Annotated in this window: 16 protein-coding genes and 1 tRNA gene; 7 read left to right on the top strand and 10 right to left on the bottom strand. The window is 69.2% G+C overall.

The window, feature by feature from the left end; all coding sequences use genetic code 11:
* Both CR470_RS23080 and pyk read left to right on the top strand, forming a co-directional pair.
* The coding region (locus CR470_RS23080; RefSeq protein WP_097869458.1) for an SIMPL domain-containing protein at positions 1–693 on the top strand (693 nt) is incomplete at its 5' end.
* A gap of 120 nt (positions 694–813) precedes the next feature.
* Positions 814–2,253, top strand: a complete 1,440-nt coding sequence (gene pyk / locus CR470_RS23075; protein ID WP_097869457.1) for a pyruvate kinase — start codon at positions 814–816, stop codon at positions 2,251–2,253.
* 6 nt (positions 2,254–2,259) lie between these two features.
* On the opposite strand, the gene CR470_RS23070 is transcribed toward pyk, so the two are convergent.
* Both CR470_RS23070 and CR470_RS23065 read right to left on the bottom strand, forming a co-directional pair.
* Positions 2,260–3,030, bottom strand: coding sequence for a helix-turn-helix domain-containing protein (locus tag CR470_RS23070; RefSeq protein ID WP_179892351.1), 771 nt, complete (start codon positions 3,028–3,030; stop codon positions 2,260–2,262).
* A gap of 109 nt (positions 3,031–3,139) precedes the next feature.
* Positions 3,140–3,214: transfer RNA gene (locus tag CR470_RS23065), tRNA-Leu, on the bottom strand.
* 97 nt (positions 3,215–3,311) lie between these two features.
* On the opposite strand from CR470_RS23065, the gene CR470_RS23060 reads away from it, so the two are divergent.
* Positions 3,312–3,968 carry an ANTAR domain-containing response regulator gene (locus CR470_RS23060; RefSeq protein ID WP_007460230.1) on the top strand — a complete coding sequence of 219 codons (657 nt, stop codon included), beginning with the start codon at positions 3,312–3,314 and terminating at the stop codon, positions 3,966–3,968.
* 76 nt (positions 3,969–4,044) lie between these two features.
* On the opposite strand, the gene CR470_RS23055 is transcribed toward CR470_RS23060, so the two are convergent.
* The 7 genes from CR470_RS23055 to CR470_RS23025 form a co-directional block, all read right to left on the bottom strand.
* Positions 4,045–4,761, bottom strand: coding sequence for an ABC transporter ATP-binding protein (locus CR470_RS23055; RefSeq protein WP_018957575.1), 717 nt, complete (start codon positions 4,759–4,761; stop codon positions 4,045–4,047).
* Complete coding sequence (locus CR470_RS23050; protein WP_097869455.1) at positions 4,758–5,696, bottom strand: ABC transporter ATP-binding protein; 939 nt, start codon at positions 5,694–5,696, stop codon at positions 4,758–4,760. The genes CR470_RS23055 and CR470_RS23050 overlap by 4 nt, the downstream gene beginning before the upstream one ends.
* 4 nt (positions 5,697–5,700) lie before the next feature.
* Complete coding sequence (locus tag CR470_RS23045; RefSeq protein WP_097869459.1) at positions 5,701–7,485, bottom strand: branched-chain amino acid ABC transporter permease; 1,785 nt, start codon at positions 7,483–7,485, stop codon at positions 5,701–5,703.
* A gap of 5 nt (positions 7,486–7,490) precedes the next feature.
* On the bottom strand, positions 7,491–8,420 hold the full coding sequence (locus CR470_RS23040) for a branched-chain amino acid ABC transporter permease (protein WP_097869454.1): 930 nt from the start codon (positions 8,418–8,420) through the stop codon (positions 7,491–7,493).
* A 114-nt stretch (positions 8,421–8,534) separates the two neighbouring features.
* Entirely contained in the window at positions 8,535–9,746 is a 1,212-nt protein-coding gene (locus CR470_RS23035; RefSeq protein ID WP_097869453.1) for a branched-chain amino acid ABC transporter substrate-binding protein, read from the bottom strand.
* A 634-nt stretch (positions 9,747–10,380) separates the two neighbouring features.
* Positions 10,381–10,851, bottom strand: a complete 471-nt coding sequence (locus CR470_RS23030; RefSeq protein ID WP_097869452.1) for a PaaI family thioesterase — start codon at positions 10,849–10,851, stop codon at positions 10,381–10,383.
* 89 nt (positions 10,852–10,940) lie between these two features.
* On the bottom strand, positions 10,941–13,232 hold the full coding sequence (locus tag CR470_RS23025; protein ID WP_097869451.1) for an FdhF/YdeP family oxidoreductase: 2,292 nt from the start codon (positions 13,230–13,232) through the stop codon (positions 10,941–10,943).
* 120 nt (positions 13,233–13,352) lie between these two features.
* On the opposite strand from CR470_RS23025, the gene polA reads away from it, so the two are divergent.
* From polA to CR470_RS23010, 4 genes are all read left to right on the top strand, one after another.
* Entirely contained in the window at positions 13,353–16,064 is a 2,712-nt protein-coding gene (gene polA / locus CR470_RS23020) for a DNA polymerase I (protein ID WP_097869450.1), read from the top strand.
* A gap of 401 nt (positions 16,065–16,465) precedes the next feature.
* Complete coding sequence (locus CR470_RS23015; protein WP_097869449.1) at positions 16,466–18,268, top strand: lytic murein transglycosylase; 1,803 nt, start codon at positions 16,466–16,468, stop codon at positions 18,266–18,268.
* 155 nt (positions 18,269–18,423) lie between these two features.
* Complete coding sequence (locus CR470_RS38855) at positions 18,424–18,561, top strand: SPW_0924 family protein (protein WP_107085744.1); 138 nt, start codon at positions 18,424–18,426, stop codon at positions 18,559–18,561.
* A 26-nt stretch (positions 18,562–18,587) separates the two neighbouring features.
* Complete coding sequence (locus CR470_RS23010; RefSeq protein WP_097869448.1) at positions 18,588–19,553, top strand: DUF3068 domain-containing protein; 966 nt, start codon at positions 18,588–18,590, stop codon at positions 19,551–19,553.
* Here the strand turns inward: CR470_RS23010 and CR470_RS23005 are convergent.
* The coding region (locus CR470_RS23005; RefSeq protein WP_306667808.1) for an ATP-dependent helicase C-terminal domain-containing protein at positions 19,540–20,430 on the bottom strand (891 nt) is incomplete at its 5' end. The two genes, CR470_RS23010 and CR470_RS23005, sit on opposite strands and share 14 nt — an antisense overlap.

Below are 20,430 nucleotides of genomic sequence, written 5' to 3'. Positions count from 1 at the left end.
CACCACCCCTACGGAACCCCCACCACCCCTCACGTCACCGTCCGCGGCGAAGCCCACCTCGAAGTCGACCCCGAAATCGCCCACATCACCATCACCCTCACCGCCCGCGGCACCGACCGCCGCACCACCCTCGACGACCTCACCCGCCGCAACACCACCACCCTCGACCTCATCAAGACCTACGGCGACGCCATCGAGAAACTGGAAACCGGCACCCTCACCATCCGCCCCGAACTCACCCGCCACGGCCGCGCCGAACGCATCCGCGCCTACCACGGCAGCATCCAACTCACCGCCACACTCAACGACTTCACCGCACTCGGCGAACTCATCGCCCGCCTCGCCGACCACGACCTCACCCGCGTCGACGGCCCCTGGTGGGCACTGCGCCCCACCTCCCCCCACCACGCCGCCGCCCGCCGCCAGGCCGTCCAGGAAGCACTCCAACGCGCCCGCGAGTACGCCGAAGCCCTCGACACCCGACTCGACGCCCTCCTCGAACTCAGCGACACCGGCACCCACAGCGAGCCCCACATGGCCCGGGCAGGCTTCTCCACCCAGGCGATGACCTACCGAGGCGCGGGCACGGAAGCCGCCACCGACGCCGCACCCGTCGACCTCGAACCCGTACGCCAGACCGTCGACGCCCAGGTCGAAGCCTCCTTCACACTCGACCCGCCGAACCTCGGATAAACGCTCATCAGAGCACCCCGCTGCACAATTCAACAGTTGTCAACAACCCTTCATGAGAAGGTTGTTGAGGTGTCACGCAGAGCCAAATACCTACCCGTAGGTAAGGTTTAGTCTCGAACCATGCGCCGAGCGAAAATCGTTTGTACCCTGGGACCCGCAACCGACACATACGACCAGATCAAAGCCCTGGTCGAAGCGGGAATGGACATCGCCCGCTTCAACCTCAGCCACGGCAGCTACGCCGAACACCAAGAGCGCTACCACCACGTCCGCAAAGCGTCCGAGGAAACCGGCCGCAGCGTCGGCATCCTCGCCGACCTTCAAGGCCCGAAGATCCGCCTCGGACGCTTCCGCGAAGGCCCCGTACTCCTTGAACGCGGCGACACCTTCACCATCACCGTCGAACCCCTCGAAGGACAGGGCACCGGCGACATCTGCGGCACCACCTACGACGGACTCGCCGCCGACGTCACCACCGGCGAACGCATCCTCGTCGACGACGGCCGCGTCACCCTCGAAGTCACCGGCGTCGAAGGCCCCCGCGTCCACACCACCGTCATCGAAGGCGGCATGGTCTCCGACAACAAGGGACTCAACCTCCCCGGCGTCGCCGTCTCCGTCCCCGCCCTCTCCGAAAAGGACATCGACGACCTCCGCTGGGCCCTGCGCGCCGGCGCCGACATCATCGCCCTGTCCTTCGTCCGCACCGGACGCGACATCGACGACGTCCACCGCATCATGGACGAGGAGAACCGCCGCCTCCCCGTCATCGCCAAGGTCGAAAAACCCCAGGCCGTCGACAACATCGACGACATCGTCGCCGCCTTCGACGGCATCATGGTCGCCCGCGGCGACCTCGGCGTCGAAATGCCCCTGGAACAGGTCCCGATCGTCCAGAAGCGCGCCATCAAGCTCGCCCGGCGCAACGCCAAACCGGTCATCGTCGCCACCCAGATGCTCGACTCGATGATCGACAACTCCCGCCCCACCCGCGCCGAAGCCTCCGACGTCGCCAACGCCATCATCGACGGCACCGACGCGGTGATGCTCTCCGGCGAGACCAGCGTCGGCAAATACCCCACCGAGACCGTCCGCACCATGTCCCGCATCGTCGAGGCCGCCGAGGAAGACCTCCTCGCCAAGGGCCTCCCGCCCCTCACCGAACGCAACAAGCCCCGCACCCAGGGCGGCGCCGTCGCGAGGGCCGCAGCCGAGATGGGCGACTTCCTCGGCGCGAAGTTCCTCGTCGCCTTCACCCAGAGCGGCGACACGGTCAAGCGCCTCTCCCGCTACCGCTCACCCATCCCGCTCCTCGCCTTCACCCCCGACGAGGCCACCCGCGCCCAGCTCAACCTCACCTGGGGCGTCGAGACCTTCCTCGGCCCGCACGTCGACTCCACGGACGCGATGGTCGCCCAGGTCGACGAGGAGCTCCTGCGCATCGGCCGCTGCGAGAAGGGCGACGTCGTGGTCATCACCGCCGGCTCCCCGCCGGGCGTCGCGGGCTCCACGAATCTGGTCCGCGTCCACCACATCGGCGAGGACGACAGCCCGAAGTAGGGCGGCTCAGTATTTCGGCCCGACGTGCGCATCCATGAGGGCGACGGATGCCCGTCGGGCTACGGAGACGTTCAACGGATCGCTGCCACGCGCGAGGGTCGTCCACTCGACGCCCACGGCGGTGAGGGTGTCGCTGAAGAGCTTGCGGATGTCATCGGACTTGTTGGTGAAGAAGTACCGAGGGTACTCGTAACGCTTGCGCTCGCCGCGGACCAGGCGCGTGGCCCAGTTGATGATCCGGCAGCCGTCGGAGTGGATGAGGCCGCGGATGAATTCCCAGGGATGGGCGTCCACGATTTCCAGCTGCCACGGTTCGAGGGCGATCCGGCGGTCATGTTCCTTGCCGGGGCCGTGCTGAGGGAAGAGGCAGGGCCAGTGCTTGCTGAAGGAAGTGACGTACTGGCAGCCCACACTGGCCACCCGGCAGACCTTGTTGAGGGGTCGCGCGATCTGCATTGCTTCCGCGCAGGCGTCGATGAGTCCCGGCCATGCGTCGGCGCACGCGATACGCAGGGAGTACACGCCTCGTTTGCCCGCGCTGATACAGCCGTCCCCGAGGTAGAGCCCCAGTAAGTAGGCGTACGCGGAGGGGGCCTCGATCGCCGTGGGTGCTTCGGAGCACCTCGGGCAGGGGACGCCTCGGTCGAGTGGTTCCAGGCGCGTCTGCCAGGAACGAATCGCGGCGCGCGATATCCCGGTCTGCTTGCTTACGGAATTGAGGCTGCGTCCTTGCGCGACGAGAGCCAGAGCTCGCTCGCGGGTTCCCACGTCGTACATGTTGCCGAGTCTTGTCGCGCAAGCGGTGATCCGGCGTGAAATGGCGCGCGCGTACTCAGATCAAGTGAAGTTCACTGAATCGCCTTGCGCCTTGGAATCCAAGGAAAAGTGCCCCAGGTGGGATTCGAACCCACACTGTCCGCTGTTTGAGAGCGGCCTCTCTAACCAGTTGGAGTACTGGGGCCTTAGAAAGGAAGGGTCATTGCTGCCCTGCGCGTCACTACCTTACAGGAGCTAGGTAGGCTCGTGGCAGCAGTATCTGCCCCATACCGAGGAGCCGCGTGACCACCCCCGAGTCGCCCCAGCCCGTAGACGCCGTCGACGACGACAAGTCGCACGTCCCGCCGCTGACGACCCGCGTCGTCATCGCCGAGGACGAGGCCCTCATCCGGCTCGACCTCAAGGAGATGCTGGAGGAGGAGGGCTACTCCGTCGTCGGTGAGGCGGGCGACGGGCAGCAGGCCGTCGAGCTGGCCCGGGAGCACAGGCCGGACCTGGTCATCCTGGACGTGAAGATGCCGGTGCTCGACGGGATCTCCGCCGCCGAGAAGATCGCCGAGGAGTCCATCGCCCCGGTCCTGATGCTCACCGCCTTCTCGCAGCGCGACCTCGTCGAGCGGGCCCGTGACGCCGGGGCCATGGCGTATCTGGTGAAGCCGTTCAGCAAGAGCGACGTGGTGCCGGCCATCGAGATGGCCGTCTCGCGGTTCGCGGAGCTGAAGGCGCTGGAGAGCGAGATCGCGGACCTGTCGCAGCGGCTGGAGACCCGGAAGCTGGTGGACCGGGCCAAGAGCATCCTGCAGACGGATTACGGGCTCTCCGAGCCGGCCGCGTTCCGGTGGATCCAGAAGACGTCGATGGACCGCCGGATGTCCATGCAGCAGCTGGCGGAGGCGCTGATCGAGGACGCCGAGGAGAAGAAGAAGTCGGCCGAGTAGCCGCGTGGACGTACGAAAAGCGAGAGGCCCGCACCCCGGGAGATCGGGGTGCGGGCCTCTCGCGTACGGCGGGGTGTCAGTCCTCGCCGAGGTAGGCCTTGCGGACCGACTCGTCGTGGAGCAGGTCCGAGCCCGCGCCGGAGAGGACGATCTTGCCGACCTCCATGACGTGACCCTGGTCCGCGAGGGACAGGGCGGCCTGGGCGTTCTGCTCGACGAGCAGGATCGTGGTGCCCGACGCCTTGAGCTCGACGATGGTCTCCATGATCTTCTGCATCATGATCGGGGAGAGTCCCATGGAGGGCTCGTCGAGCATGAGCAGCTTGGGCTGGGACATCATGGCGCGTCCCATGGCGAGCATCTGCTGCTCGCCGCCCGAGAGGGTGCCCGCGGCCTGCTTTCGGCGTTCCCCGAGGATGGGGAAGAGGTCGTAGGCGCGCTGGACGTCCTTCTCGATGCCTGCCTTGTCGTTGCGGAGGTAGGCGCCGAGGAGGAGGTTCTCGGTGATCGTCAGCCGGGGGAAGATGTGGCGTCCCTCGGGGGAGTGGGCGATGCCCAGGGAGACGATCTTGTGGGCGGGGATGTTGGCCAGCGGCTTGCCCTCGAAGAGGATGCGGCCGCCGAGCGGCTTGAGCAGTCCGGAGAGGGTGCGCAGGGTGGTGGTCTTGCCCGCGCCGTTGGTGCCGATGAGGGTGACGACCTGGCCGGCGTCGACGGTGAAGGAGATGCCCTTGACCGCTTCGATCTTGCCGTAGGCGACCCGGAGGTCTTCGACCTCTAGCAGTGCGGTCATCGGGTGCCCTCCTCATCGGTGCTGGTGGTGTCGGGCGTGGTGTCCTTCGCCGGAGCGGTGGTGCCGGTGGTTGTTTCGGCGTGGGCCTCGGCGGCCTGCACCTCGGCGACTTCTTCGGCGCCGGGGGCGCCTTCGAAGGGGGTGCCGAGGTAGGCGGCGACGACGCGTTCGTCGGCTTGGACGTCGCCGGGGGTGCCTTCGACGAGTTTCTCGCCCTGGACGAGGCAGGCGACGCGGTCGCAGAGGTTGAAGATGAACCGCATGTCGTGCTCGATGACGAGGACGGCGATGCCCTGGTCCCGGATGGCGAAGATGAGTTCTTCGGTGACGCGGGTTTCCTGGGGGTTCATGCCGGCGGTGGGCTCGTCCAGGAGGAGGAGTCCGGGGTCGCTGGCGAGTGCGCGGGCGATTTCCAGCTTGCGCTGGTCTCCGTAGGGGAGGTTGCGCGCGAGGTGGTCGGCCTTGTCCTGGAGGCCGATGAACTCCAGGAGTTCCATGGCGCGTTCGCGGCTGGCGTCTTCTGCCTTGTGGTAGCCGGGGAGGCGCAGGAGGGCCGACCAGAGGCCTTCCTTGGTCCGGGTGTGGCGTCCGACGAGGACGTTCTCCAGGACGGTCATGTTGGCGAAGAGCCGGATGTTCTGGAAGGTGCGGGCGATGCCGGCCTTGGTGACGAGGTGGGGCTTGGGCGGCAGGACGGTGCCCTTGTAGCTGACCTTGCCCTCGGTGGGGATGTAGAGGCCGGTGAGGCAGTTGAAGAAGGTGGTCTTGCCGGCGCCGTTGGGGCCGATGAGTCCGACGATCTCGCCGCTGTTGACGGTGAGGTCGACGCCGCGTACGGCGGTGAGTCCGCCGAAGCGCATGGTGACGCCGCTGGCGTCGAGGACCGTGGTGGCCGGGCTGGTCGGGCTGGCCGGGGTGGTTGTTGTGGTGGTCATGTGATCACGCCCCCGCCTTCGTGGTGCCGGCGGCCTGGTCGGTGAGTGGGGTGTCCGGTGGGACGTCGAGTTGGCCGGTCTCGTGGAATTCGAGCTGCTTCCTGCGGTCGGCGACGAGCCCTTCGGGGCGGAAGCGCATCAGGAGGATGAGTGCGATGCCGAAGAGGAAGAGCTGGTAGTCCTGCATGAACTGCAGCTTGGCCGGGATGAGGTAGAGCAGTGCGGCGCCGACGAGGGGTCCGCTGAGGGTTCCCATGCCGCCGAGGATGACGGCGGCGAGGAGGAAGGCGGAGTTCGGGGGCACGGAGCCGGCGAACTGGTACTGCTCGGGCGTCACGGTGTAGGAGACGTGGGCCTGGACGGTACCGGCGAGTCCGGCGAGGGTGGCGCCGAGGGCGAAGGCGAGCAGCTTGAGCCGGAAGGCGTTGATGCCCATGGCGGTGGCCGCGGTCTCGTCCTCGCGGATGGCGACCCAGGCGCGGCCGATGCGGGATTCTCCGGAGCGTCGGAAGACCAGGACGACGACGGCGGTGAAGGCGAGCATCAGCAGGTAGTAGTTGGCCGACCTGCCGAGGGTGAATCCGGCGATGTTGTGGCTGATGCCGAAGTCGAAGCCGAAGAGGTTGAGGTCGGGGATGCTGGGGATGCCTTGGGAGCCGTTGGTGAGGTCGGGGCCGCTGACGCCGTTGAGGGCGTTGACGGTGAGGCGGAAGATCTCGCCGAATCCGAGGGTGACGATGGCGAGGTAGTCGCCGCGCAGTCGGAGGGTCGGAGCGCCGATGACGACGCCGAAGATCAGTGAGGCTGCGGCGCCGGTGAGGACGGCGGCCCAGAAGGGGAACTGGACGCCGACGGGGGAGAGCGGGGAGCCGGATACCAGGGCGGCGGCGTAGGCGCCGACGCCGAGGAAGGCGACGTATCCGAGGTCGAGGAGGCCGGCGAGGCCGACGACGACGTTGAGGCCGAGCGCGACGGTCGCGAAGATGAGGATGTTCGCGCCGATGAGGGCGTACTGCTCGTTCTGCTGGGTGAAGGGGAAGCAGAACGCCGCGATGAGCGCGGCGGCGAGGGTGACGTTGCGGTGCTTGGTGGTCAGCCGGGTGATCCGGGCGATGAGCCCGGCCCGGGTGAGGGCCGAGAAGCCGAACGCGACGCTGATGATGTAGCCGATGAAGAGTTCGGCGTACTCGGTGTCGATGCCGTACGTGAAGACGTGGAGGGCGACGCCGAAGGCTCCGGCGATGATGAGGATCTCGGCCCAGTTGGGGAGTTCCTTGGCGCGTGTGGGCGCGGGGGCCCGGAGGCAGTTGATGAAGCGGTTGAGCGGGGTGGGGCGGGTGGTGTCGTCGAGTTCCTGGTCGCTGGGGAGGCCGAGGGCGGCGACGGTGGCGATGATCGCGCCGAGGAGGCTGACCCAGGCTCCGGGTTCCAGGTTGACGACGCCGCCGAGTTTGACGGCGATGGCGCCGATGGTGAAGGCGGTGGTGCCGAGGACGCCGAGGGCGGCGAGTCGGACGGGGCTGTTGGCGCCGCCGGGGGTGAGCCAGTGGAGTCCCTTGATTCCGTAGCCCGAGAGGGCGAACAGGAGGGTGAGGACCGTGCCGACGAGGGTGAGGACCTGGAGGCCGCCGGGGTAGCCGGTGACGGTGAGGTCGCCGGGGAACTCGGCGGTCCAGGTCCAGGCGAGGAAGGTGCCGATGAGGGTGATGGCCGCGCCGGCGGTGGTGATGTGGCGGGCGGCGGGCAGCGCGATGAGGGCGCTGTTGGCGGGTGTGGTCTTGGTGGTCATGGTCATCACGCCCGATCCGCGACGCGTTCGCCGAGCAGGCCCTGGGGGCGTACGAGGAGGACGATGATGAGGAGCGCGAAGGCCCATACGTCCTTCCAGGCGCCGCCGCCGAAGAGTTCCATGCCGGGGACTTCGCTCATGTAGCCGGTGGCGAGGGCTTCGGCGACGCCGAGGACGATGCCGCCGAGCATGGCGCCGTAGATGTTGCCGATGCCGCCGAGTACGGCTGCGGTGAAGGCCTTGAGGCCCATGATGAAGCCCATGCGGAAGCCGATCTGGCCGTTCTTGAGCCCGTAGGCGACGGCGGCGACGGCGGCGAACGCGGCACCGATGGCGAAGGCCATGACGATGATGCGGTCGGTGTTGATGCCCATGAGCTTGGCGGTGTCGGGGTCCTGGGAGGTGGCCTGCATGCCGCGGCCGGCCCGGGTCTTGGAGACGAAGAAGCCGAGGGCGAGCATGCACAGGGGGGCGACGACGAGGACGAAGATGTCGCCGCGCTGGATGGTGGCGCCGAGGATGTCGAAGGATTCGCCTTCGAACTGGGGGAAGGAGCGGTCCTTCGTGGCGTTGGGGTACCACATCCATACCGCTTGCTGGAGGGCGAGGGAGAGCCCGATGGCGGTGATGAGTGGTGCCAGGCGTGGTCCGCCGCGCAGGGGGCGGTAGGCGAAGCGTTCGGCGGCCATGCTGATGGCGACGGCGGCTATGACTCCGCCGACGATCATGAGGGGTATCGCGGCTATGAGGGAGAATCCGGACGGAAGCCCGAGGTAGACCGTGAGGGCTCCGAAGCCCCCGATCATGAAGATCTCGCCGTGCGCGAAGTTGATGAGCTGGATGATTCCGTAGACCATCGTGTAACCGATCGCGATGAGACCGTACATCGCGCCGAGGATGAGTCCATTGGCCAGCTGTTGCGGCAGTTCGTTCACCGCAGGGCCTCCGTGGAGTGGTTCGGATATGGCACCGCGCGGGAGGGCTCGTAGCGCTCCCGCGCGGTCTGGTTGCTTTGTGTGATGGTGGCGGGGTTGTGGCCCGGCCGGTGGTTACTCGACGGTGCTGCTGACCTTGGAGACCCACTTGCCGCCGGTGACCTGGTAGGCGGTCATCAGGGTGTTGGTGGTGTCGCCGTACTCGTCGAAGGAGACGGGCCCGGTGACGCCGTCGAACTTGACCTTGTCCATGGCTGCGAGGACCTTGGCGCGGCCGTCGTCAGCGGGGATCTTGCCGTCGTTCTCGGCGGCGACGATCTTGACGGCTTCGATGATGGACCAGGTGGCGTCGTAGGTGCCGCCGCCGTAGGCCTCGTAGGCGTCCTTGTAGCCGGCCGTCTTGTAGTCGGCGATGAACTTCTTGGCGGACTCGAGCTCCTCGACGGGCTTGCCGACGGAGGTGGCGATGTCGCCTTCGGCCTTCTTGTTGAGCTTGATGAAGTCGGCGCTGTACATGCCGTCGCCGCCCATGAAGGGGATCTTGACGCTGTCCTTGATCTGCTGGCTCAGCGGGGCGCCGGCGGGGTACTCGCCGCCGTAGTAGACGGCCTTGGCCTTGGAGCTCTTGACCTTGGTGGCGACGGAGTTGAAGTCGCGGTCCTCGGGGTTCACGTGGTCGGTGCCGACGATCTTGCCGCCGAGTTCGGTGAACGTCGCCTTGAAGGAGGCGGCGAGACCGGCGCCGTAGGGCTTCTGGTCGTCGATGAGGTAGACGTCCTTGATCTTCGCGGTCTCGAAGAGGTACTTGGCCGCGAAGGCGCCCTGGATCTGGTCCGTGGTGGCGGTGCGGAAGTAGGAGGCGAAGGGGCGCTTCTTGTCGCCGGTCTTCCAGTTGTTGCCCTGGGTCAGCTCGGTGCCGGTGTTGGCCGGGGAGACCTGGGTCAGCTTGGCGTCGTTGAGGGGCTTCTGCATCGACTGGGCGACGCCGGAGTTCAGCGGGCCGACGACGCCGAGGACCTCTTTGGTGCCGATGAGCTTGACGGCGTTCTGCTGGCCGACGGAGGGCTGGGCCTGGTCGTCGAGTGCTTCCAGCTTGAAGGTGATGCCGGGGACGGTCTTTTCCTTGTTCGCCGTCTTGACGGCGAGGTCGGCGGAGTTCTTGATGCCGAGGCCGAGGGCGGACAGGTCGCCGGTGAGCGGGGCGTCGAGGCCGATGACGACCGTCTGGTTGCCTCCGTCGCCGCTGCTGCTCTTGCTGTCGTCGCGCGAACCGCAGGCGGTGAGGGTGAGTGCTCCGGTGGTGAGCACTGCGGTGAGTATGAGCAAAGAACGGTGTCGCACGAAAAGTCCTTTCCCTGGCGCGGCCTCCTCTGCTTGAGGTGCCGTGACGATCGCCGGGCCGTACTGGGTTGGTACAGGGCCGTGCAGCAGACGCGCCCGGCGGCGCGGTGACTGGCGGTGACTCTAAGCGCAGCCGGGGGCCACCGGGACTGGTCGGCGGCGGATGTGACTCTCTTGTTATGCCCTTGAGCAAGGCTTGAGGTTCCTGTGAGGACATGTGGCGGTTTCGCCTGGACTGCGAAGGGACCACATGGTGAGAACGCGCAGCTCTGCTAAGGGGCTTGGGGTGATCTTGGTGCTGACGCGGTTCGGTGGTCGTGGTGGGCGCGGCGAAGCTCCCCGGGTGTCTGTGGCCGGGGGGTGCGGCTGGATTCCGCATTGCCTGCACGTTACGCAGTGTTACATCGGCGGTGGGGTCCCCGGGGTCGTGGGGGCTGATGTGGCTGCTGAGTGGCTCATGGAACGCGCGGTGGCGTCAAGGAAGTTGACCGAGTGTGTTGGCCAACTGTCGTTTTTCGGTGGGGATATGACACTGCCCGGCCGGAACGCGCGGGTGCGGTTCTGGCCGGGCAGGGTGGGGTTTCGCCGTGGGGGTGGAGGGGGCGGTCCGTGGTGGGGGTCAGCTTGCTCCGGGTCGGGGGGCGTCGCGGAGGAGGCAGGTGAGGCGTGCGGTGCAGACCCGCTTGTCCTGTTCGTCGGTGATGACGATCTCGTACGTGGCGGTGGAGCGGCCCTGGTGTACGGGGGTGGCGACGCCGGTCACGAGGCCGCTGCGGGCGCCCCGGTGGTGGGTGCAGTTGAGGTCGACGCCGACGGCGATCCTGGAGGCTCCGCCGTGGAGCATGGAGCCGATGGATCCGAGGGTTTCGGCGAGGACGGCGGAGGCGCCGCCGTGCAGGAGGCCGTAGGGCTGGGTGTTGCCCTCGACGGGCATGGTGCCGACGACGCGGTCGGCGGAGGCCTCGACGATGGTCACGCCCATGCGCTCGCCGAGGTGGCCGGCGGAGAAGAGGGCGGGCAGGTCGACGCCGAGTGCCGCGTATTCGTCGATGACTTCCTGCGGGAAGAGGGGTGCGGTGTGCTCGCCCATGGATCCGGCTCCGTTTCGGTGCGCTCGTTCGTTGCTGTCTGCACCGTTCTTATCAGACGGCTGAGCGGACGCTTAGGGAGTGGCGGTTTTCAGTCGCTGCCGGGGGTGCTCCGGGGCTCCTCGAAGCGGACGACGACCGATTTGCTGGCCGGGGTGTTGCTGGTGTCCGCCGTGGAGTCCAGGGGGACCAGGACGTTGGTCTCCGGGTAGTAGGCGGCGGCGCAGCCCCGGGCGGTGGGGTAGTGGACGACGCGGAAGCCGTCCGCGCGGCGCTCGACGCCGTCCTTCCACTCGCTGATGAGGTCGGTGTAGGCGCCGTCGGTGAGGCCGAGGGCGGCGGCGTCCTCGGGGTTGACCATGACGATGCGGCGGCCGCCCTTGATGCCCCGGTAGCGGTCGTTGAGGCCGTAGATGGTGGTGTTGTACTGGTCGTGGGAGCGCAGCGTCTGCAACAGGAGCCTGCCGTCGGGGAGTTCGGGGTACTCGACGGGGGCGGCGGTGAAGTTGGCGCGGCCGGTGGCGGTGGGGAAGCGGCGCTCGTCGCGGGGGGCGTGGGGGAGGGTGAAGCCGCCGGGGCGGGCGATGCGGGTGTTGAAGTCCTCGAAGCCGGGGACGACGCGGGAGATGCGGTCGCGGATGGTGGCGTAGTCCCGCTCGAAGGCCTCCCAGTCCGTACGGGAGCCGGTGCCGAGGACGGCGCGGGCGAGGCGGGCGACGATGGCCGGCTCGGAGAGCAGGTGGGGGCTCGCGGGGGTGAGGTTGCCGCGTGAGGCGTGGACCATGCCCATGGAGTCCTCGACGGTGACGAACTGTTTGCCGCTCGCCTGGACGTCCTTGTCGGTCCTGCCGAGCGTGGGCAGGATCAGGGCGCGGGTCCCGGTCACGGCGTGGGAGCGGTTGAGTTTGGTCGAGACGTGGACGGTGAGGCGGGCGCGGCGCATCGCGGCCTCGGTGACGGTGGTGTCGGGTGTGGCCGCGACGAAGTTGCCGCCCATCGCGAAGAAGACCTTCGCGTCGCCGTCGCGCAGGGCCTGGATGGAGCGCACCACGTCCAGGCCGTGGTGGCGCGGCGAGGTGATGCCGAACTCCTTGTCGAGGGCGTCGAGGAAGGCCGGTGCGGGCCGTTCGAAGATGCCCATGGTGCGGTCGCCCTGGACGTTGGAGTGGCCGCGCACCGGGCAGACTCCGGCGCCGGGGCGGCCGATGTTTCCGCGCAGGAGAAGGAAGTTGACGACTTCGCGGATGGTGGGCACGGAGTGCTTGTGCTGGGTGAGGCCCATCGCCCAGCAGACGATGGTGCGCTTCGAGGCGAGGACGAGGGCGAGGGCCTGCTCGATCTCGGCGCGGGTGAGACCGGTCGCGGTGAGGGTCTCGTCCCAGTCGGCCGCTTCGGCGGCCTTGGTGAACTCCTCGTAGCCGTGGGTGTGTTCGGTGACGAACGCGGTGTCGACGGCTCCGTCGGCGGCGAGGATCAGCTTGTTGAGGAGGCGGAAGAGGGCCTGGTCGCCGCCGATGCGGATCTGGAGGAAGAGGTCGTTGAGGGCGGTGCCCTTGATCATGCCCTGGGGGGTCTGGGGGTTCTTGAACCGCTCCATGCCCGCTTCGGGCAGCGGGTTCACCGAGATGATCTTCGCCCCGGAGATCTTGGCCTTTTCCAGGGCGGACAGCATCCGGGGGTGGTTGGTGCCGGGGTTCTGTCCGGCGACGATGATCAGGTCGGCCTGGTGGAGGTCCTCCAGCGAGACGCTGCCCTTGCCGACGCCGATGGTCTCGGTGAGCGCCGAGCCGGACGACTCGTGGCACATGTTGGAGCAGTCCGGCAGGTTGTTGGTGCCGAACTCGCGGGCGAAGAGCTGGAGGAGGAACGCGGCCTCGTTGCTCGTGCGGCCGGAGGTGTAGAAGAGGGCTTCGTCGCGGGAGTCGAGGGCGGTCAGCTCCTCGGCGATGATCGCGAACGCCCGCTCCCAGGTCACCGCCTCGTACCGGTCGGCGCCCTCGGGGAGGTACACCGGCTGGGTGATCCTGCCCTGCTGGCCCAGCCAGTATCCGCTGCGTTCGGCGAGGTCGGCCAGCGGGTGGGCGGCGAAGAAGTCGGGGGTGACGCGGCGCAGCGTCGCCTCCTCGGCGACGGCCTTGGCGCCGTTCTCGCAGAATTCGGCGGTGTGCCGCTTGTCGCCCTCGGGCCAGGCGCAGCCGGGGCAGTCGAAGCCGTTCTTCTGGTTGACCTTGAGGAGGGTCTGCGCGGTGCGGCGCACACCCATCTGCTGCTGGGCGATGCGCAGGGAGTGGGCGACGGCCGGCAGCCCGGCGGCGGCGTGCGGGGCCGGCTCGACCTGCGGGGCGTCCTGGACCGGGTCACCGGTCGGCGGCTTGGTGGCCATGATGCTGCTCCCCTTCGAGCGCTTCTTCCACGTGTCTACGTCCTCACCGTCGATCCTGTCACGGACCTCCGGGTGTCGCGCCGGTCCGGATTGTCAGTGGGCCGTGGCAGGATCGGGGGCGTGGCTGAGACGGCATCGAAGAAGACGGCAGACAACCGACCGCGCCTGCTCCTCATGGACGGGCACTCCCTGGCGTACCGGGCGTTCTTCGCCCTGCCCGCGGAGAATTTCACGACGGCGGTGGGGCAGCCGACGAATGCCGTGTACGGCTTTATGTCGATGCTGGCGAACACGCTGCGTGATGAGGCGCCCACGCACTTCGCGGTGGCGTTCGACGTGTCCCGCAAGACGTGGCGTGCGCAGGAGTTCCCGGAGTACAAGGCGAACCGCTCCAAGACCCCCGACGAGTTCAAGGGGCAGGTCGAGCTGATCGGCGAGCTGCTGGACGCGATGCACGCGGACCGGTTCGCGGTGGACGGCTTCGAGGCGGACGACGTCATCGCGACCCTGGCGACCCAGGCCGAGGCGGCCGGGTTCGAGGTGCTGATCGTCACCGGCGACCGGGACTCCTTCCAGCTGATCACGGAGAACGTGACCGTGCTGTACCCCACCAAGGGGGTCTCCGAGCTGACCCGGTTCACCCCGGAGAAGGTCGTCGAGAAGTACGGGCTGACCCCTCAGCAGTATCCGGACTTCGCCGCCCTGCGCGGCGACCCGTCGGACAACCTCCCCGGTATCCCGGGGGTGGGGGAGAAGACGGCCGCGAAGTGGATCAACCAGTTCGGTTCCTTCGCCGAGCTGGTCGAGCGGGCCGACGAGGTCAAGGGCAAGGCGGGGCAGAATTTCCGCGACCACCTGGACGCGGTGAAGATGAACCGGGTGCTGACCGAGATGGTCCGTGACGTGGAGCTGCCGAAGGCCCCGGCCGAGCTGGAGCGCGCCCCGTACGACCGCACGGCGGTCACCGGTGTCCTGGACATACTGGAGATCCGCAACCCGAGCCTGCGCGAGCGCCTTCTCGCCGTCGACCCGGGTGCGGCGGAGGCCGAGCCGCCCGCGCCCGCCGCCGGTATCGAGCTGGACGGGGCCGTGCTCGGCTCCGGCGAGGTCGCCCCGTGGCTGGAGGCGCACGGCGCGCAGCCGCTCGGCGTCATGACGGTGGACACCTGGTCGCTGGGCGCCGGCACGGTCACCGAGATCGCCCTCGCCGCCGCCGACGGGGCCGCCGCCTGGCTGGACCCGACGCAGCTGGAGGAGGCCGACGAGCAGGCGTTCGCCGCCTGGGTCTCGGACCCGGCGCGGCCGAAGGTCCTGCACAACGCGAAGAACGTGATGCGGGTCCTTCCCGAGCACGGCTGGCGGCTCGAAGGCGTCACGATGGACACCGCGCTCGCCGCGTATCTGGTGAAGCCGGGCCGTCGCTCCTTCGCCCTGGACGCGCTGGCCGTGGAGTATCTGGGCCGGGAGCTGGCCCCGGCCGCCGCCTCCGACGGGCAGCTGGCCTTCGGCGCGGACGACCGGGCCGAGGCGGACGCCCTGATGGCGCAGGCCCGCGCCGTGCTCGATCTGGGCGACGCCTTCACCACGCGCCTGAAGGAGGTGGGCGCGGCGGAGCTGCTGCACGACATGGAGCTCCCGACGTCGATTCTCCTGGCTCGTCTGGAGCGGCACGGGATCGCCGCGGACCGGGCCCATCTGGAGTCCATGGAGCAGCAGTTCGCCGGGACCGTGCAGCAGGCGGTCAAGGAGGCGCACGCGGCGGTGGGCCGTGAGTTCAACCTCGGATCGCCCAAGCAGCTCCAGGAGATCCTCTTCGGCGAGCTGGGCCTGCCGAAGACGAAGAAGACCAAGACGGGATACACCACGGACGCGGACGCGCTGGCCTGGCTGGCGGCGCAGACCGAGCACGAGCTGCCGGTCCTGATGCTGCGCCACCGCGAGCAGGCCAAGCTGCGGGTCACCGTCGAGGGCCTGGTCAAGACGATCGCGGCCGACGGCCGGATCCACACCACGTTCAACCAGACGGTGGCGGCGACCGGCCGGCTCTCCTCCACCGACCCCAACCTGCAGAACATCCCCGTCCGTACGGACGAGGGCCGGGCGATCCGCCGGGGCTTCGTCGTCGGTGAGGGCTTCGAGACGCTGATGACGGCGGACTACAGCCAGATCGAGCTGCGGGTGATGGCGCACCTCTCCGAGGACGCCGGTCTGATCGAGGCGTTCACCTCCGGCGAGGACCTGCACACCACGGTCGCCTCGCAGGTCTTCGGCGTCGAGAAGGACGCGGTCGACGCGGAGATGCGCCGCAAGATCAAGGCCATGTCCTACGGCCTGGCCTACGGTCTTTCCGCGTTCGGCCTCTCCCAGCAGCTGAACATCGACCCGGCCGAGGCCCGCGTGCTGATGGACACCTACTTCGAGCGGTTCGGCGGGGTACGGGACTATCTCCACCGGGTCGTCGAGGAGGCCAGGGCCACCGGGTACACGGAGACGATCCTCGGCCGGCGCCGCTATCTCCCCGACCTGAACAGCGACAACCGCCAGCGCCGCGAGGCCGCGGAGCGGATGGCGCTCAACGCCCCGATCCAGGGCACGGCCGCGGACATCGTGAAGGTGGCGATGCTGCGGGTGGACCGGGCGCTCACCGAGGCGGAGCTGACCTCGCGGATGCTGCTCCAGGTCCACGACGAAATCGTCCTGGAGATCGCGAACGGCGAGCGGAAGCGGGTCGAGGAGATCCTGCGCCACGAGATGGCCCACGCGGTCGAGCTGCGCGCCCCGCTCGACGTCTCGGTCGGCGTCGGCAGGGACTGGGAGTCGGCCGCGCACTGACCCGAGCGGGAAACCCGACGCGGGAGGGGCTCACGACGCGGTCGCGAGCCCCTCCCGCGTCGCTGCTTCCCGCCAACCGGCCGACGACCACGAGGGTCAGGGCCGAGCTGCCGTACGGGGCGAACCGGAACACCGGGCAGCCGCCGACGCCGCGACTGAGCACCGGCGGATCGCCGGGAGCACGGCAGCGGCATGGCTGAGCGTGACCGGCATGGCGGCACGTACGCGGGACCGTTCGGGCACCCTTCTGTGGCCGACAGGACAACATGCGCCCGCGAACGTGAAAAAACAGTAAGAAGCGGTCAGGGCTCCGTGCTCGGGCGACAGAAGTTGCCGTAGGGTCGCTGAAGTCCTTGCGCTGGGGAGCGCGAGCAGCCTTCGAGGGGGAGGGACCGGAACGTATGGCAGCGCACATTCGCCGACGTCTGCGCAAGGGGGCCACGACCACCGCGGTGGCGGCGGCCGCCGTGGCGGCACTCGCGGCTTCGCAGGCGCCCGCAGCGACCCTGGCCGACGGATCCGCCGGCGGCGGTGACCCGAAGGCGGCCGGCGAGGACACCGCGGGCACCGAGGACGACGGCGCCGCGACCGGCAACTCGCCCTACTACACGGACCTTCCGCCCCTGGTCACGCCCGACAAGCCCGGATCCTCCAGCAATCTGCCGGTGACCGGGAGCGCGGAAGCGGGCATTCCGGCGTCGATCCTGGCCGCGTACAAGCAGGCCGAGCAGACCGTCGCGACGACCGACCCCACCTGCCGGCTGCCCTGGCAACTCCTCGCGGCGATCGGCAAGGTCGAGTCCGGCCAGGCACGCGGCGGGCGCGTCGACGCCAACGGCACCGCCAGCCCCCGGATCCTCGGCCCGGCCCTCAACGGCCAGGGCTTCGCCCTGATCAAGGACACCGACGGCGGGGCGTACGACGGCGACGCGGTCCATGACCGCGCGGTCGGCCCGATGCAGTTCATCCCGTCGACCTGGGCCTCCTGGGGCCAGGACGCGAACGGCGACGGCCGCAAGGACCCCAACAACATCTATGACGCGGCGCTCGCCGCCGGCCGCTACCTCTGCGCCAACGACCGCGATCTGGCCATCACCGCGGACCTCGACAAGGCCGTGCTGAGCTACAACCGGTCGACGGAGTACCTGCGCACGGTCCGTTCCTGGTTCTCGTACTACCAGCGCGGTACGCACGAGATTCCCGACGGCACCGGAACGCTGCCCACCTCTCCGAGCACCCCCTCCGGCTCCTCCCCGAACCCGCGAACCCCGAGTCCGGGAGCCACCCCGAGTCCGAAGCCCTCCCCGGACAAGCCGGGTGGCAAGCCGAGCACGGGCCCCTCGAAGCCCGGCGACGGCTCCACCAGTCCGACGCCGAAGCCGCCCACCTCCAAGCCGACACCGGCCGAGACCTTCGGCTCCCTGGAGAACGCGGGCACCGGCCCGCTGCGCGCCACCGCGGGCCGGACGTTCGACGAGCGGGTCGCGGTCCTCGCCCGCAACGCGCTCGGCGCCCCGCTCGGCAAGGTGTCCGTCACGTTCACCGTCACCGGGAACACCGGCACGCTCTTCGCCGGGGGCAAGAAGACCGTCACGATGCGGACCGGGGCCGACGGCACCGCCACCGCACCGGAACTCCGGGCGGGCGAGAAGGCCGGGGAGTTCACGGTGACCGCCGTCGCGGGCACCGGCAGGCCGCGCACCCTGACCTACGCGGCGACCGTCACCGCCCGCGAGGCCGACGCGATCGCCCGGACCGACGAGAAGGCGCTCGTCGCCGCACCCGGCGAGAAGTTCGCGGACGCCGTCACCGTCAGGGCCACGTACAAGGACGCCGCCGCGGCCGGAGTGGCCGTCACCGCGACCATGGTCAAGGACTCCCTGGGGCTCTTCGACAACGACAAGGGCCCGTACTTCAAGGACGCGGCCGGCAAGCCGGTCCGCACCCTGACCACTCTGACGACGGACGCCGAGGGCATGCTCCGGCTCCCGGAGATCTTCGCGGACGGCACCGAGGGCACGTTCAAACTGCGCCTCACCACGGAGGGTGGCGCCTCGGTCGTCATCGAACTCACCATTCAGGCCCCGGAGGAGGCCGCCCCGGAGGAGACGGCCCCGGAGGAGACGGCCCCGGCGGAGACCGCCCCGGAGGAAGGGGCCTCGGAGGAGACCGCTCCGAAGGAGACGGAAACCCCCGAAGCCTGACCCCGCCGTACCGCACAGCCACCGCACAGCCCCTCGGTCCTCCGGCCGAGGGGCTGTCCGCTGTGTTCTCATCTCGCGCCCCGGTTGCTACGGTGCCCCAGCCCTGACGACCCATCAGGTCGCCGTCATCGGACCACCGTCCCGGGAGGCCGAGCATGCGTGCCCTCGTCGCCGCCGCCATCGGACTGGCCGCCGCCCTCGTGCTCGTGTTCACCATCTCCGCCGTCGGCTCCCCGGCCGGGGAGACCTCGCCGAAACCCCTGCTGACCACCGTCCCGGGACCGAAGAGATAGCCGCCACAGAGGGAGAGGTCACCACCATGCGCCGCCGAGCCGGTCTCGTACTCCTGGCCTTCGCCGTGTTCTTCGCCGCCCTGTCGCCGCTGCTGCGCTGGTACGCCTTCCCACGCCTGGCCAAGGTCCCGCCGAGCCAGTACCAGGAGGTCGTCCTTGAGGCGTCCCCCGCGACCCTCCTCGACTACACCACCCTCAAGGCCGAGAAGGTCGACAAAGTCACTATCGTCCAGACGCTCAAGGGCAACGTGGAGGAGTCCGAGAAGATCGAACGCGGCGCCGGACGCGACGTCGTCGTCTGGGACGCGCTCTCCTACATCCAGGGCCCCGACGGCAGGATGGTCTCCGAGATCCCCGAGCGCTACATCTTCGACGCCCACACCCAGGCCCCCGTCAACGCCACCGGCGAGATGGTCGACGGCGACCCGGTCCGGCGCGAGGGCATCGAGTTCAAGTGGCCCTTCCTCACCGAGAAGCGGGACTACGCGTACTTCGACGCCCAGAGCCGCACCACCGCCCCCATCCACTACCGGGGGACCCGCACCTTCCGCGGCCTGGAGGTCTACTACTTCGAGCAGACCATTCCGTGGACCAAGGTCCCGATGCCGAAGAAGATGCCCATCGAGGGCGTCACCGCCGAACAGATCGCGCAGACCGGCATGACCCGCTGGTACACCACGAAGCGCATGTTCTGGGTCGACCCCGTCACCGGAGCTCCCGTCAACGGCGAGGAGATCCACGAGGAAGAGCTGCGCGACGCCAAGAAGATGGGCATGTCCCAGGACACCGTCACCGCGTTCTCCGGCCATGTGAAGATGCGCGAGGACTACATCGCGGACACCGTGGAGCTGGTGAAGTCCCAGCGCGTCCTGGTCCTCCTCCTCACCTCGTACCTGCCCTGGGGCTTCCTCGGCCTCGGCATCGGACTGCTCGCGCTCGCCCTCTGGCTGGAGGCGAGGTCCCGGGCCGCGGACAGCCCTACGACCGCTTGAGCCGCGCCGAGGTGAACCGCGTCGCCGGCACGGTCGTGGGGTCCTCCGGCCACGGATGCTTCGGGTAGCGGCCCCGCAGCTCCGCCCGCACCGCCTTGTAACCCTCCTGCCAGAACGACGCCAGGTCCGCCGTGACGGCCGCGGGCCGCCCGGCGGGGGAGAGCAGGTGCACCAGGACCGGCACCCCGGCCACCCGGGGCGTCTCGCCCATCCCGAACAACTCCTGGAGCTTCACCGCCAGGACGGGCTGCTCGCCGCCGTACTCGACCCTGATACGGGAGCCGCTCGGCACCTCGATCCGCTCCGGCGCCAGCTCGTCCAGCCGGGCGGCCTCCCCGGTCGCCCAGGGCAGCAGCCGCCGCAACGCCTGGCCCGCGTCGATCCGGCCCAGATCGGAACGCCGCCGCGCCCGCGACAGCTCCGGCTCCAGCCACGCCCCGGTCTCCGCGAGCAGCGCCCCGTCCGAGACGTCCGGCCACGGCGAGCCCAGCACCCGGTGCAGGAACGCCAGGCGCAGCCGCAGCTGCTCACTGTCCCGGGTCCACCGCAGCAGCCCGAGCCCCTCGCGCCGCAGCCCCTCCACCAGGGCCCCGCGCACCAGCTCCGGATCGGGCTGCCTCAGCGGCCGTGCCGCCAGCTCCACCGCCCCCAGCCGGTCCACCGACCGGGCCACCACCTCGCCGTCCACCCAGCGGACCTCCTCGCCCCGCACCCGCAGATGCCCGGCGGCCAGCAGCGCGGTGGACTCGTCGACCACCGCCGCCAGCCGCACCCGCGCCGACGCCGCGTGGGAGGGCCGGTCCGCGACCGCCACGGCCAGCCAGGGCGCGCTGCGCAGCCGCGAGGAGTCCCGCAGCTCCGCGCCCGTGCCCGACGC

It is taken from the genome of Streptomyces sp. rh34 (assembly GCF_002551245.1).
Classification (GTDB): domain Bacteria; phylum Actinomycetota; class Actinomycetes; order Streptomycetales; family Streptomycetaceae; genus Streptomyces.
This window is presented reverse-complemented; position numbering and strand designations above follow the sequence as displayed.